Raw genomic sequence first — 15613 nt, forward strand, 5'->3', positions numbered from 1 at the left:
TGTTCATCCTTCCATCTGCTCCAGTTCGCGGCCCTTGGTCTCGTGCACGTACTTCAGCACGAAGACCACCGAGATGGCAGCGGCAATCGTATACAGGCCGTAGGCCCCCGCCAGTCCGATGCCGGTGAGCAGCATCGGGAAGGTCCAGGTGATCAGGAAGTTGGAACCCCACTGGGCCAGCCCGGCGACAGCCAGGCCCGAACCGCGGATCTGGTTGGGGAACATCTCGCCCAGCATCACCCACATCACCGGGCCCCAGGACAGGTTGAAGAACACCACGTACAGGTTCGCGGCCACCAGCGCCAGCACGCCCATGCTGTCGGACAACTGCAACTTGCTGGCCGCGTCCAGGCTGCCTGTGGCGAAGGCGAAGGCGACCAACCCCAGCGTGACGGCCATGCCCGCCGAGCCGATCCACAACAGCGGCTTGCGGCCGATCCTGTCCACCAGCAACATCGACACGATGCAGGCACCGATGCTCAGTGCACCGGAGATGACGTTGATCAGCAGTGCATCGTTCTCCGAGAAGCCCACGGCCTGCCACAGCACCGCGCCGTAGTAGAACACCACGTTGATGCCCACCAGCTGCTGGAACGTGGCCAGGCCGATGCCGACCCACACGATGGGACGCACCTTGCGCGTTGTCTTGCTGATGAGATCCGACAGGCGTGGACGATGGTGGTCCGCAGCCAGCGAGGCATCGATCTCGCCCAGCTTACGGACACCGGCCGCTTCGCCATAGAGCCGCTTCAGCACGACCAGTGCCTGTTCCTTCCTGCCCTTGGCCACCAGGTAGCGCGGACTCTCGGGAATGAACAGCAGCGCCACCAGGAACAACCCCGCCGGCAGGATTTCCACCCAGAACATCCAGCGCCAGGCTTCGTACCCCAGCCAGTACGGCGTCACCGATCCGCCGGCCACCTTGGCCAGCAGATAGTTGCTGAGGAACGCGGCGAACAGGCCGCCGATGATCGCGATCTGCTGCACCGTGGCCAGCCGCCCCCGATACTGCGCGGCCGACACCTCGCTGATGTAGGCCGGCGACATCACGCTGGCTGCGCCCACCGCAAACCCGCCCAGCACGCGATAGATCACGAACTCCAGCGACCCGGTGGCGATGCCCGAGCCCCATGCCGAGATCAGGAAGAACACCGCCGACACGATCAGCACATTGCGCCGACCGTAATGGTCCGCCAGCCAACCGGCGAAGAAGGCACCGATCGCGCAACCCAGCAGCATCGAGGCAACGTTGAATCCCGTGCCGACCGAATCCGAGTCGAACGCCTGTCGCAGTCCATCCACCGTGCCGTTGATCACGCCACTGTCGAAGCCGAACAGGAACCCGCCGATCGTCGCCACCACGCTGATCAGCACGATCAGCCTGGTGTTCTCGCCCCCCGTCATTGCCTGACTCATTGCCGTCCCCTTCCTCGATCCTGGTGTCGTTGGTCCGCCGCGCTCAGCGCAGCAGATACTGGTTGAGCAGGTTCTCGTAGCGCTCCTGCTTGCCGCTGGTCTGCTTCGGTTCGCCCTGCGTAGCCGCCAGTGCCGCCAGATCGGCCAGCCCCAGCGTGCCATTCTCGAAGTCCTTGCCCTTGCCGCTGTCGAAGCTGGCATAGCGTTCCTTGCGCCACTGCTCCCACGGCGACTCGGTCAGCAGCGCATGCGCCACTTCCAGCCCGCGCGCGAACGCATCCATGCCGCCGATGTGGGCGATGAACAGGTCTTCCAGGTCGGTCGATTCGCGGCGCACCTTGGCATCGAAGTTCAGACCGCCCTCCAGCCCACCCTGGCGCAGCACCACCAGCATCGCGCCCACGGTGTCGTACAGATCGGTGGGGAACTGGTCGGTATCCCAGCCGTTCTGCGCGTTGCCGCGGTTGGCATCGATGCTGCCCAGCAGGCCATGGTCGCTGGCCACCTGCAGGTCGTGCTCGAACGTGTGGCCCGAGAGCGTGGCGTGGTTGGCTTCGATGTTCAGCTTGAAGTCCTTCGCCAGCCCATGCTCCTTCAGGAAACCGGCCACCGTGGCGCTGTCGAAGTCGTACTGGTGCTTCATCGGCTCCATCGGCTTGGGCTCGATCAGGAAGTTGCCCTTCAACCCGATGCTGCGCCCGTAGTCGCGCGCCATGGTCAGGAAACGGGCGAAGTGCTCCACCTCGCGCTTCATCTGCGTGTTGACCAGCGAGGCGTAGCCTTCGCGGCCGCCCCAGAACACGTAGTGCTCGCCACCCAGTTCCACCGTGGCTTCCAGCGCCGCCTTCACCTGCACCGCCGCGCGGGCGACGACGGCGAAATCCGGATTGGTCGAGGCGCCGTTCATGTAGCGCGGATGCGAGAACAGGTTGGCCGTGCCCCAGAGCAGCTTCATACCCGTCGCGTTCTGGCGCTCTTTCGCCAAGGCAACCATGTGTTTCAGGTTCTTCTCGTACTCTCCGATGTCGTCCGCATCCGGCGCCAGGTCGATGTCGTGGAAGCACCAGTACGGCACGCCCAGCTTGGTGAAGAACTCGAACGCGGCATCGACCTTGGCCTCGGCCGTGGCCATCGGTGTGCCGGCCTCCCACGGGAAGTGGCGCGTGCCCGGGCCGAAGGGATCATGGCCGGCGTTGCAGAAGGTGTGCCAGTAGCAGACGGCGAAGCGCAGGTGCTCCTGCATGGTCTTGCCACCGACCTTCTTCTGCGCGTCGTAGACCTTGAACGCCAGCGGGTTGTCCGAGCCGCGGCCTTCGAAGGGAATGCGGCCGATGCCGGGGAAGTATTCCTTGGCGCCGATGAAGGGCTGGGTGTTCATGCTGCGGTGATCCTGTGGTTGTGCGAGGTGTCGCGGGGGGGACGTCAGCCGCGTTGCAGCGGGGTGACGGCATCGAGGTGCTGGAGGAAGCGGGTGTAGGCCGTCGCATAGGCCTGCGCGCGGGACGCATCGGGCGTGGCGGACAAGGCCGCATCGAAGGCGATGTGCTCGTGCGTGATGTCGGCAATGGACGCGCCCTCGCCTTCTGCACGACCCAGCGCCCACAGCGCCTGCAGGGCCGCACCGAAGGCCGCACCCTCGGACTGCACGGGCACCTCCACCGGCAGGCCGAACACATCGGCCACCATCTGCCGCCACGCCGCGCTGTTGCTGCCGCCGCCGGTCAGCACGATGCGATCGAAGCACATGCCCGCGCGCACGAAGGCATCGAAGCCGTACTTCAGGCTGTAGGTCGCCCCTTCCATCGCGGCGCGGTAGACGTGCGCGGCGGTCAGGTTGTTCGTGTCCATCCCGGCCAGCACGCCCTTGCCCCGCGGCAGGTCCGGCGTGCGCTCACCGTTGAGGAAGGGCAGCATCACCAGCCCGTCCGCGCCGGGCGGCGTGGCATGCAGGTGCGCATCGCCCTCGCGCGTGCTGAAGCCGAAGGCCTTGGCCACCTGTTCGGTTGCCACCGTGCAGTTCATCGTGCAGATCAGCGGCAGCCAGCCGCCGGTGGAGGAGCAGAACGCGGCCCAGGCGCCATCGGGATCGACCACGGGCGTGTCCGAATAGGCGAACAGCGTGCCCGAGGTGCCCAGGCTCATCGCCAGCCGGCCCTCTTCCACGCAGCCGGTGCCGATGGCCGCCATCATGTTGTCGCCGCCCCCGACGGCGACCTTCGCCGTCGCCGGAAGGCCCAGTCGCGCGGCTGCGGTGGGATTGATGTCGAACAGCGCATCCGGGGCCGCGATCGGCGGCAGGCACTCAGCGAGATCGCGCTCCGCATCCGTCGCATGCAGCAGCTCGGCCGACCAGGTGCGCGTGCGGACATCGAGCCAGCCGGTGCCGGAGGCATCGCCGTACTCGCAGAAGCGCTGGCCGGTCAGCACGAAGTTGAGGTAGTCGTGCGGCAGCAGGATGGTCGCCAGCCGTGCGTAGGCATCGGGACGATGCGTCTTCGTCCACGGCAGCTTCGAGGCGGTGTAACCGGCCAGGATCGGATTGCCCGCAAGCGCAATCGTCGCTGTCGAACCGCCCACGGCATCCATGATCTGCGCGCACTCGGCGGTCGTGCTGGTGTCGCACCACAGTTTGGCCGGGGCCAGCACATTGCCTTCCGCATCGAGCGGCACGAAGCCGTGCTGCTGGCCCGATACCGACAACGCCACGATGCGCGCACGCACGGCCGGATCAATGCGATCGAAGCAGGCCTGCATCGCGGTCACCCAGTCGGCGGGGTGCTGCTCGCGGCTGCCGTCGTCGCCGCTCATCAAGTCGAGCGGCGCACTGGCCGTGGCCACGAGGGCGCGCGCGGCGGCGTCGTAGACCACCACCTTCAGGCTCTGCGTGCCTGCATCGATGCCGGCGACCAGGCTCATGCCATTTCCTTCTTCATGCGTTCACCAGCGCACCGTCGCGCAGTCGTGCCGTTGCGGAGGTGCCGGCGGCGAGTTCGAGATCGAGCGTGCGGCCCGCATGGACCAGCTGGTAGCGGCCGCCCTTGTCCGAGTGCAGCGTGGCGCGGGCCAAGCGTCCTGCTTTCCAGGCCAGGTCCAGCCGTGCGGCATTGCGCACGCGCACGCCTTCGAGTTCGCCTTCGCGCCATGACGACGGCAGCGCAGGCAGCAGGAAGATCGATCCGCCCCAGCTCTGCACCAGCATCTCGACGATGCCGGCGGCGCCACCGAAGTTGCCGTCGATCTGGAACGGCGGGTGCGCATCGAACAGATTCGGGTAGCTGCGCTGCGGCGACAGCAGCATGCGCAGGATCTTCAGGCTGTGCTCGCCGTCCCACAGGCGTGCCCAGAAATTCAACCGCCACGCGATGCCCCAGCCGGTGGCGTCGTCGCCGCGGATCTCCAGCGTGCGTTGCGCGGCACGGGAGAGCTCGGGCGTGTCGCGCCGGTTGATCTGCGCACTCGGGTGCAGGCCATACAGATGCGAGATGTGGCGGTGGTGGATCTCGGGCGCCTGCATGTCCCAGTCCTGCTGCCACTCCTGCAACTGCCCGGCCTTGCCGATCCGGTTGGGCGGCAGCTGCGCGCTCAGCGCGGCCAGGCGCGCGGCGAAATCGGCGTCCACGCCGAGCACGCGCGCCGCTTCGATGCACTGGCCGAACAGGTCGCGCAGGATCTGCGCATCCATCGTCGGGCCGGCGCAGATCGCCGCGCCGAAAGGATGTTCGTTCTCCGGCGACAGCGACGGCACGGTGACCTTGTGCCCGGTCTGCGGATCGTCCTGCAACGTATCGACGAAGAACTGCGCCGCGCCCTTGAACAACGGCCAGACCTGCTTCAGGTACTCCGGATCGCGTCCGTAGTCCCAGCGATCCCACAGCGCCTGCAGCAACCACGCCCCACCCGTCGGCCACAGCGCCCAGCGCGCGCCATCCGGCGGCGTGGCCGCACGCCACAGGTCGGTGTTGTTGTGGAGCATCCAGCCGCCGGCGCCGTACATGTCGCGGGCGACATCGGCGCCGGTCTTCGCCAGCTCCTCCAGCATGCGCTGCAGCGGTTCGACGCATTCGCCCAGGCCGTTCGCCTCGGCGGGCCAGTAGTTCATCTCGGTGTTGATGTTGACCGTGTACTTGCTCTCCCACGGCGGATCCATCAGGTCGTTCCAGATCCCCTGCAGGTTGGCGGGCTGGCTGCCGGGCCGCGAGCTGCAGATCAGCAGGTAGCGCCCATAGGCGTGGTACAGCGCCACCAGCGCGGGATCGTCGCCCTGCGCGAACGCGGCGATGCGCTCATCGGTGGGCAGGTCGGCCGCGGCGGTACGGCCCAGGTCCAGCCGCACGCGATGGAAGAGCCGGCGGTGCTCGGCCAGATGGTCGGCCAGCACAGCATCGAAGCCCTTGTCCTTCACCCGCGCCAGCTGCGCGGCGGTGATCGCGTCGGGATCGCCGCTGACATCGTCGTATGCCACATAGTTGGTCGCCGCGACGATGCGCAGCTCCAGCTCGCGCACGCCGTCGAACACGATCTGGTCCTGCTCCACGCGCACCTGGCCTTCGCGATGCGTGACCTGCACACGGAAGGCGAAGCGCAGGCGGCCCTCGATCCCGTGCTTGCCGACGTTGCGCCCGCCGACCAGCCAGCTGTCATCGACGACGCGCGTGGTGGTCGCGTGTTCGTTGCCGGTGCGGAGGCGGCCGATCATCGCGTCACCACCGTCGACGGCGTAGCGGACGACGATGCACTGGTCGACCGGTGACACGAACACCTCGCGCCGATGCACGCCGGCACCCACGCGGAAGGTCGTGCGCGCGACGGCGGCGTCGAGGTCGAGTTCACGGCGGTAGTCCGCCACGCCGTCCAGGCGGTCGAACTGCAGCCACAGGTTACCCAGCGGCTGGTAGGCCATCTGCTTCACCGGGCGCGAGATCAGTGTCTCGTCGGCCAGCGCGGCGGCCTCCGCGTAGCGGCCGGCGAAGATGAGCGCGCGCACCCGCGGCAGGCCCTCGCGCGCTTTCGGATTGACCGCCGAATACGGCCCGCCCGCGTACAGCGTGTCTTCGTTGAGCTGCAGGCGCTCGTGCGCCACGCCACCAAACACCATCGCGCCCAGCCGGCCATTGCCCACCGGCAAGGCTTCCACCCAGACGCGCGCCGGCTGGCGATACCACAGGCGCAGGCCCTGCGCCGTGGTCGTGCCCGCCGGCAACGCAGCGGCATCCCACGGCAGTCCCGCCACCAGCGCACCGCCCGCCACGCCCTTGAACAGGGTACGGCGGCCGGGATCATGTGGCCGGGCATCGACGGCGACCGGCGACATGCCCGGACGCGGGGACTGCATCATCCAGCCCTCCCGGACAGGTGTTGTCTACCGGTTTCCATGGTGCCGCCCGACCACCCTGCTGTCATCGTGCAGTGCGGGGAAACCGCACGACCTGCGCCTTGCCGTCGTAACGCACGGTGACGTCTGCCGCCGGTTCCAGCGTGCCTGCATCGGCACGCGGACCATCGATGAAACGCACGCGCACTTCGCGCTGGGCAACCATGCCGGGGTAGCGACCTTCGCGTGCACCGATGCGCAGCTCGCCCGCCTTCTCGTCCCATGCCAGCGGGATGCGGCTGGACTCGCCGCGCTCGTAGCCGTAGCTGCGGCCGTTGTCCTCGTACAGCGAGAACGTGCCGTCGGCGCCGGTGTACACCTCGATGGTCAGCGGTGCATCCGGCTTCTCGTCCACGTACTGCTGCACCACCGTGCGCGGGATGATCGAACCCGCACGCACGAACAGCGGCATGCGCTGCAATGGCGCGGTGGCCTGGATGGTCTGGCCGCCGTCATGGCGCTTGCCGGTCTCGAAGTCGATCCAGCTCGTGCCCGCCGGCAGGTAGACCGGGCGCGTGGTCGCCTTGAACGTGGTGACCGGGGCGACCAGGAACGCCGGGCCGAACAGGTACTGGTCGGCGATGTCGCGTACCTTGGGGTCTGACGGGAAGTCCATCGCCAGCGTGCGCAGCAGCGTGCCGTCCTGGTGCCAGGTGTCGCCGGCCAGCGTGTAGATGTACGGCAGCAGCGTGTAGCGCAGCTTCAGGTAGTGCACGAAGCTGTCGTAGTGCGGCGTGCCTTCCGGCGCGATCTCCCAGATCTCGCGGTACGGGAACTGGCCGTGCAGGCGGAAGATCGGCACGAACGCGCCATGCTGGAACCACCGCAGGCTCAGCTCGCGCCATTCGGCCAGGTGCGCAGGGTCCTTCGTCTCGTATCGCTTCTCCGGCGAGAAGCCGCCGATGTCGAAGCTGACGTTCGGTGCGCCCGCCATGGAGGCGTTCACCAGACCGGAGATCTGCTCGCGCAGGTCATCCCAGCGCGGCACGATGTCGCCGCTCCAGAACGCCGCACCGGCACGCTGCTGGCCTGCGAAGAACGCGCGCGACAGGATGAAGACGCGCTTGTCCGGATCCTGCTCGCGCGAACCGCGGTAGACGCCTTCGGAATGCACCAGCGGATACGAGTTGAAGAACTCCACCGACGGGCCCAGCGAGGTCGGTGTGGTGCGCGCCTTGCGCTCGCCGACGTCGATGTTGCTGTGCAGGTCGGGCTCGCTGGCATCCAGCCACCACGCATCGAATCCTTTGGCGTTGAGCTTGCCGTTGACCTGGCGCCAGAAGATGTCCTGCGCTTCCTTCGAGTACGGGTCGTAGAACGAGTTCAGGTAGCCCTTGCCGATCCAGTCCAGCTCGCCCACTTCCACGTTGCGGTGGTACATGTGGCCGGCCGCGTCGAGTTCCTTGTAGTTCGCCGTGGTGGGATAGAACTTCGGCCAGACCGAAATCATGATCTGCGCATGCTGGTCGTGCACGTGGTCGACCATGCCGTCCGGATCGGGGAAATTCTTCGTGTCGAAGTCGTGCGAACCCCAGGCGTCCTCCGGCCAGTACGACCAGTCGAGCACGATGGCGTCGATCGGCAGCTTGCGCTTGCGGTACTCGTCCAGCGCACCGGTCAGTTCGGCCTGGGTCTTGTAGCGCTCGCGGCTCTGCCAGAAGCCGTACGACCATTTCGGCAGCAGCACGGCCTTGCCGGTCAGCGTGCGGTAGCCGGCCAGGACCTGGTCGGCGTTGTCGCCCGCGACCACGTAGTAGTCGATGGCCTGCGCGGCCTCGGACCAGATCGACAGGTCCTTCGCTTCGTCGGCAGGCAGCGGATCGCGATGCAGCAGCGCGATGTAGGCCGGCTCGATGCGGTCCCACACCAGCTTCACCTTGTGGCGCTGGCCGGCCTTCATCTCCAGCGCGAACTCGTGGTGCCACGGGTTCCAGTTCTGGCGCCAGCGGTCGATGACCAGCCTGCCGTCGACATACAGCTTGGCGTACTCGCTGTTGTAGACCGAGAACGTATGCCGGCCATCGGTGCGCGCCGCGATCTCGCCCTCCCACACCACGTCGCTGCGTCCGCCCTGCGCCATGTTCTTGCCGGCCGCCGGGAAGTTGGCGAGATCCTTGATGTACTGGTAGTTCACCTCGCTTTCGCGACGCTCCACCACCTGCTTGCCGTTGACCGTGTAGCGCGCCGTCAGCGCACCCGGCTTGCCCTGGGCGTCGAACAGGTCGAGTGAAGCGCCCAGCGGCTGCAGGCCACGCGGATCGCCATAGCGGGTGATCGCGTTGCTGTCCCACAGGATGCCGTAGTGACGCGTGGACACCAGGTAGGGAATCGCCTTGTCGATGTTGTGCTGGAGCAGCTCGACATCGCGGCCCTTGAGGTTCATCCAGCCCTGCTGGTGCAGGCCCGTGCCGTAGAAGGCTTCGTCATCCGGCGATTCGAAGCGTTGGCGGATGCTGTAGTAGTCCTTTCCTTCGACCTTCGTCGGCGTGAAGGTGCGCGCATGCTCGGCCAGCAACGGCTTGCCCGCAGCGTCGAAGAAGCTGACCTGGCCCGTGCGGGCATCGACCTTCGCCGAAATGCCCTGCGTGCTGACCGTCACCTGCCCGCCGGCTTCGCCCACCTTCACCGCCGGCGGTGCGCCGGTCTTCGCCCGCATCAGGCTGGGCGTGCGCGCGAAGTCGCCGTCGGGGTCGGCCATCACGCGCAGGATGCCCGGCGCGACCGCTTCCACCTTCACGTCGGCGGCGGACGCGTCGACGGGACGCACGATCACGCCGTGGTCGATCTTCTCGACAGCGTCGTTGCCCGCGGCGTTGGCGCCCGCTGCGGCCAGGACCAGCAGCGGCACCGTCAACGTCTTCAAGTAACCCATCGCTTGCTCCTCGTGGGCGCCCGCGGGCGACCCGGTTCATGGACCGGCGGTACCGGCCCGTGGATCGTTCAGTAGGTCGCCAGCTTCACCCGCAGCAATTGCGGGACGCTGGAGAAGTTGAGGCCGTAGTCGGTCTGGTCGCCGTTCCAGCGACGGCGGAACACCCACTTGCCGTCGACATAGGTGCCTTCGTCGACGTAGTCGTAGATCTGCCGCGCAGCGAGCGCAGGATCGGCGGCATGGATGTTGATGCGCGCATGTGCGCCGGTGACCAGGAACTCGTCCGGCCCCAGCTGCACCACCAGCGCGCGGCCGATGGGCTCGGGATTGCCGGGCGGCTCGCCCTGGAACCAGAACTGCGGCACGCCGTAGGTCACCACCATGTTCCAGCGGTCGTCGATCTTCACCGTCTGCACGGCCTGCCCCGGCTGCTCGGCGGTGCCGCGCACCTTGCCCTCGAAGCTCGCCTGCGCGATGACCCGTGCCGCCGGTGCCACCAGGGCGTAGTTCAGCGCGAACGTGGCCAGCGTCTTCTCGTCCATGTGCTTGGCGCCGAGCGGCCAGTTGGAATAGCGCGAGTAGTCGATGCCGAACGGCGACCAGCCGATGGCCTGCTCGCCCAGCGCGGAGAAGAAATAGCGCGCGTACTCCTCGCGGTTGCCGGTCTCGGAGACGAACAGCGGATTGTCCGCGCGCGCATAGCGATCCAGCACCGTGGTGTAGTGCGTGTACTCCGGCATGTAGATGTCGGGCGTCAGCAGGTCGATGTGCGGCGCCGCGGCCTTGTACACATCCAGGACGTTGTCGGTCGGGCCACCACTGGCGTACTGGCCCGGCTGACCGGGATTGAATGGTCCGCGCAGCGCGGCGTTGATGTACATCGGCAGCGGATAGACCGCCTTGCCCGCCTCGGCCACCTGGTCGATGTAGTGCGCGATATGCCAGGCATGGAAGAACTCGTCCGCATCCGTGCCGAACACCTCGCGCCATGTGCCCGGCGACTTGCCCAGTTTCTTCAGCAGCGCGTCGGGCACCGGTCCTTCGAACACCTTCTGCGCCAGCGGCGAGAAATCGCGCACGCTGCCGTAGGTTCCGGGCTCGTTCTGCGGCTGCACCAGGATGACGGTGCGCTGCGGATCCGCGGCCTTCAGGTGCGTCATCAGCGCGACGAAGGCCTTGCGGTCGGCGTCCAGCGTGGCCTGTGCGTGCGGCGACAGCGAGTTCAGCGTGCGGCCATCGGCGGTGATCACCCGCGGGAAGCGGGCGTTGTCCAGCTTGACCCAGGCCGGCGCGTAGTTCGGCCCGTTGTTCTTCCAGGTAGCGAACCACAGCAGCACAAGCCGCACGTCCTTCTCGCGCGCCTGCTTGAGCAGCACATCGACGAAGGAGAAGTCGAACGTCCCCTCCTTCGCTTCGATCTGTTCCCACGCGACCGGCACCATCACCGTGTTCGGCTTGACCACATCGATGGCCGGCCACACCTCGTCCAGTGCCTGCGGCCAGTTGCTGGAGTTGTTGACCTGCGCGCCCAGGATCAGGAACGGGGCGCCATCGACCATCAGCGCATGCCGACCGTCCTTGCTGACGATCTGCGGGATGGGCGCCCCGCCGCTGCTCCGGCTGTCTGCGCCCGATGCGGCTTCGCCAGGCTTCGCCGCATCGTCGGGAGACCGGCATGCAGGGAGTGCGCAGATCGCGACCAGAAGACCGCAGAGCGTGGACAGGCGAAGCAGGCGGGACATCATCGGGAGCACTCCAGGGTCACCAGGTGTCGCTGCGGAAGGGCGAAGCGGGCAACTGCGCGGTGTTGATCAGGTCGGCGTCGGCGGGATTGTCGGACCACGCATAGCGCACGGCGACCGGGCGCGGGATCGCCGCACTGCGCACCACCACGCGCCCCTCCGCCAGCGAAGCCGCCGCCGGATGGAAGACCTGGTCCGTGCCGGCGAGCGCGAAGCCGTGCACGCGCGTGCCACCACCGCGCACCGCCAGCGTGCCGCCCGCGCTGCCGAATTCGACATGTGCAGCACCACCCTCGAAGCGGGTGTGCTGGGGCGTCGGGCCATGGAAGTCCACGGCTTCGCCGTACGCCACATGCCGTGCGGCCAGTGCAAGGCGCTTGCCGACGTCCTGCTTGTTGATTGGATGGATGTCCTTGGGGTTGCCGATATCGATCGTCACCGCCTGCGCGGTGCCCGGCATCCACAAGGTCATCGACTGCGACTCGCGCAACACCGCCCAGGGACTCTCGTCGCCCTTGTCGGTGCCGGAGGAGAAGTTGGCCAGCTGCACCCACAGGAACGGCAGACTGGGCGCATCCCACTGCGTGCGCCACTGCGCCCGCCACTGTTCGATCATCGCAGGGAACTGCCGGCGGTAACGCAGCGCGTCCGCCACGGTGTTCGCGTTCGATTCGCCCTGGTACCAGATCACGCCGCGCAGCGCGTAGGGCTGCAGCGGATGGATCATCGCGTTGTACAGCAGGGTGGGATGCTGGTTCTTGTCGTCGACCAGGGCGACGCTGACGTCGGCCGGCCGGAACGACCAGCCCGCCAGCGTGCGCGGTGCGGCGCCCTGCGGCTGGACGAAGACCTCGGTCGCGTCACCGTGGATGCCGCCCCCGCCGCCGAAATCGGATACACGCACCGCCACGTGATTGACGCCCGCATGCAGGGCCGATGCCGGCACGGTGTAGCGACGCGGCAGGTTGTACTGCATTCGCGTTTCGCCGACCTGCACGCCGTTGACCCACGTGATGTCGGAATCGTCGATGCGGCCCACGCCCAGCGTCACGCCGGCAGCGGCCTCTTCGGCAGTCAGCGTGAACGTGGTGCGGTACCACGCCACGCCGTCCATACCGTTCCAGCCCGTGGCTTCCCACAATGCCGGAACCTTGATCGATGTCCATGCGGAAGGATCGATGCTGGCGGACTGCCAGCCGGCATCATCGACGGGAAGATCAGGCCAGCGCGCCAGATTGCGGTGCGTCCGTGCCAGCGCCTGCTCGTCCTGCGCGCGCAGCGTGCTGGCCTGCTGGGCGAGCGCCTTTTCGTCCAGCCCCTGCGATGGCGCATCCATCCAGGCTTCGATGCGGCTGCCACCCCAGGTGCTGTCGATGATGCCGATCGGCACGCCGGTGACCTTGCGCAGTTCGCGCGCGAAGAAATGCGCCACCGCCGAAAACGTGCCCGCGGCCTGCGGCGACGAGGCGACCCATTCACCCCCTGCGAGCTGCGCCTGCGGCGTTCCCGCCCAGGACTTGGGGATCTTGAAATGGCGGATCTGCGGATCGGTCGCGCGCGCGATTTCCCCTTCCGGATCCGCGGACTGCGCGATCGGCCATTCCATGTTCGACTGACCGCTGGCCAGCCACACGTCGCCGACCAGCACGTCCTGCAGCACGCGCGCGCCGGTGCCATCGTCGATGCGCATCACGTGCGGTCCACCGGCGGACAGCGCGGGCAGTTCCAGCGACCAGTGGCCGCTGGCATCGGCCTGCGCCGCGCCATCACGGCCGGCGAACGTCACCACGACGCGCGCGCCCGGGGCCGCCTGGCCCCAGACCTGCACCGGCTGGTCGCGCTGCACCACCATGCCATCGGCGAAGAGGCGCGGCAGCTCGACGGCGTGTGCGACCGGCATTGCAAGAAGAACGAGAAGAGCGAGGGCGATTCGATTCACTGCGGATCTCCGTACCAGATGCCGCGCCCTTCGGTGCCGAAGTAGACGCGGCCATGCAGGCGGGGATCGCCTGTCACGTGACGGATGATGCCGCCAAACCGCAGTGCATCACGGTCGATCCGCCGCCAGCGGCGTCCGCTGTCGTCGGACCGGTAGAGTCCCCTCTGTCCCTGCACTTCGCCGAACACGAACAGCACCGGCGCATCGCCGTCCTTCGCCGGCTTGCCCAGTCCCACCGACATCACGTTGTCCACGCCCGGAACGCGTGCCAGCTTGCCGGGGGACAGATGCAGCAGGCCACGCCAGGACGACGCGATCCAGGCTTCTCCGGCACGCTGCGGATGCGGCCGGATCTCCGCGCGATACCAGTCGCCGATCTCGCCGACCGGCGCGCGCACTTCCTCGAACGCGACGCCGCCGTTGCCGCTGACATACAGCTTGCCGCTGATCGCATCGAAGCCGTAGTAGATGCCTTCATCGACGCGATCAGCTTCCACCACCGCCGTCTTCGGCAGGCCTTTCACCTGCTGCCAGCGCCCGCCCATGTCGGCGGTGATCCAATGATGCTCGCCATTGCGCGGCTGCCAGATCGCGCGCTTGCCATCGGCCGCCAGCGAGATCTTCCCTGCGCCTTCGCCATCCGGCGGCTCGGTCGCGAAGGCGGTCCAGGTGCGGCCGCCATCGTTCGACCATGCACCCCGCACCGCGCCTTCCGGCCGGTTGTGGAAATAGCCCGTGCGCACCATCACCTCCGGCGCCTGTCCGGCGAAGGCCAGGCTTTCGGTGTTGGAGAAGCGCACGCCGGCGAAGCGCTGCTGCGAGACATCGAGATTGTCGTGGACGAAGCCATCGACATCACCGAGGCCGCTCACCAGGTGCGCGCCTTGCGGTGGGCTGGCCAGTGCCAGCGGCACGGTTTCCTCGAAGCCCGCCTGCTCGAAGCGCCACTGCATCTCGGCACCCTGGTCGAATGCACGTGCGTTGGTCGATGCCCACACGCCGTAGCCGGTGACGAACAGGATGCGGTCGGGATCGTGCGGATCGATCTCGATGTCGGCCATCCAGTGCGGCTTCGCATCCGCCGTCCACGGCGCGGACGAATGGTCGAAGCGGGACCGCGGCAGCGTGGCCGTCCACGTACGTCCGCCATCGACGCTGCGGTAGAGGTCATCGTGCGGCTGGTAGCGACGGAACGTGGTGGCGACGATCACGTCCGGATTGTCGGCCTGCACCGCGACCGCGCCCCAGCCGAACCCCTTCCCGGACGTGTCGGAGGAACGGGGCGCCGGGGTGATGTCTTCCCAGCGGTCGCCGATGGGATCGAACCGCCACACGGCGCCGTCGGCCATGTTGTTGGGGCCGGGCTCGTCGCCGTAGCTGAGCAGCCAGCGCCCGCGTGCGTCGCGCACCATGTGGCTCGGACGCAGCCCGACAGGTTGGCCGGGCACGGCCTGCCATGTGGCACCGCCGTCGCGTGAGCGGTAGAGGCTGGTCTCGTTCGTCGAAACACCCGCGTAGATCGTTCTGGTCGGTGTGCCTTTCGCACCGTCAGCCGGATCGAACACGACGAAGGCGATGCCCACCGGGCGCAGCTCGCGCCAGCCCATCGCCCAGGCCGACTGCGCCTTGGCGATGGCGGGAAAACCTGCGGCCTCGCGCCATGTCGCGCCGGCATCGTCGCTCCGCCACAAGCCGTTGGCGCGTGTGCCGAACAGCAGCACGCGGCCGTCATGCGGATCCACCGCGAGGCGCTCCCCGTTGCCGCGCCCCTGTTCGTTGCCGCCCAGCTTGAACGGCAGCGCCGCACGCTGGAAAGTCGCGCCGCGATCGGTCGAGCGCAGGATCACGCCCTCCTGCCCACGCTCGTGCAGATACGTGCCGACCGCCAGATACAGGCGATCGGGATCGGACGGATCCAGCGCGAGGCTCTCCACACCGAAACGGCCGCTGTCCTCATGGCCCATCCAGTCCATCAGCGGCAGCCATCGCTGGTCGCGCGGCTGCCAGCGGTAGGCGCCACCGATATCGGTACGGGCGTACAGCAGGCCCTTCTCATGCGGATGAAAGACCAGGCCGCTGACGAAGCCGCCGCCGCCGATGGCGACATTGCGCCAGCGGTAGCCGGCCACGTCATCCTTCGCCGCCGCGCCGGGCACCAGCAGGAAAACGAACAGCGCGAGGGTCAGGCGAAGCGTGTGCACGGAATCTCCTGTCGGGGAACAGCGGTGCGCCGGCAGGAAGCACACCTCGGGCGCGGCACGAAGCGTGCGCCG

Annotated in this window: 8 protein-coding genes; all 8 read right to left on the minus strand. The window is 67.7% G+C overall.

The genetic code is table 11. The annotated features are described in order from the left end of the window. Nucleotides 1-3 precede the first annotated feature (3 nt). The 8 genes from OY559_RS17790 to OY559_RS17825 all read right to left on the minus strand — a co-directional run bounded on the left by OY559_RS17790 (nucleotide 4) and on the right by OY559_RS17825 (nucleotide 15541). Entirely contained in the window at nucleotides 4-1416 is a 1413-nt protein-coding gene (locus OY559_RS17790) for a sugar porter family MFS transporter (protein WP_277727611.1), read from the minus strand. Between the two features lie 43 nt (nucleotides 1417-1459). Continuing rightward, on the minus strand, nucleotides 1460-2794 hold the full coding sequence (gene xylA / locus OY559_RS17795; RefSeq protein WP_277727613.1) for a xylose isomerase: 1335 nt from the start codon (nucleotides 2792-2794) through the stop codon (nucleotides 1460-1462). Nucleotides 2795-2838: 44 nt separating this feature from the next. Beyond that, nucleotides 2839-4332: a xylulokinase gene (gene xylB / locus OY559_RS17800; RefSeq protein ID WP_277727614.1), complete on the minus strand. Its 1494-nt coding sequence runs from the start codon at nucleotides 4330-4332 to the stop codon at nucleotides 2839-2841. A 13-nt stretch (nucleotides 4333-4345) separates the two neighbouring features. Further along, nucleotides 4346-6727: a glycoside hydrolase family 95 protein gene (locus OY559_RS17805; RefSeq protein WP_277730052.1), complete on the minus strand. Its 2382-nt coding sequence runs from the start codon at nucleotides 6725-6727 to the stop codon at nucleotides 4346-4348. Nucleotides 6728-6812: 85 nt separating this feature from the next. After that, nucleotides 6813-9659, minus strand: coding sequence for a TIM-barrel domain-containing protein (locus OY559_RS17810; protein WP_277727615.1), 2847 nt, complete (start codon nucleotides 9657-9659; stop codon nucleotides 6813-6815). Nucleotides 9660-9727: 68 nt separating this feature from the next. After that, nucleotides 9728-11401: a GH35 family beta-galactosidase gene (locus OY559_RS17815; RefSeq protein ID WP_277727616.1), complete on the minus strand. Its 1674-nt coding sequence runs from the start codon at nucleotides 11399-11401 to the stop codon at nucleotides 9728-9730. Between the two features lie 19 nt (nucleotides 11402-11420). Continuing rightward, nucleotides 11421-13301 carry a sialate O-acetylesterase gene (locus OY559_RS17820; protein ID WP_277730053.1) on the minus strand — a complete coding sequence of 627 codons (1881 nt, stop codon included), beginning with the start codon at nucleotides 13299-13301 and terminating at the stop codon, nucleotides 11421-11423. A 35-nt stretch (nucleotides 13302-13336) separates the two neighbouring features. Continuing rightward, nucleotides 13337-15541, minus strand: coding sequence for a sialidase family protein (locus tag OY559_RS17825; RefSeq protein WP_277727617.1), 2205 nt, complete (start codon nucleotides 15539-15541; stop codon nucleotides 13337-13339). Nucleotides 15542-15613: the final 72 nt, after the last annotated feature.

Source organism: Pseudoxanthomonas sp. SE1, assembly GCF_029542205.1.
In the GTDB taxonomy this organism is placed as follows: domain Bacteria; phylum Pseudomonadota; class Gammaproteobacteria; order Xanthomonadales; family Xanthomonadaceae; genus Pseudoxanthomonas_A.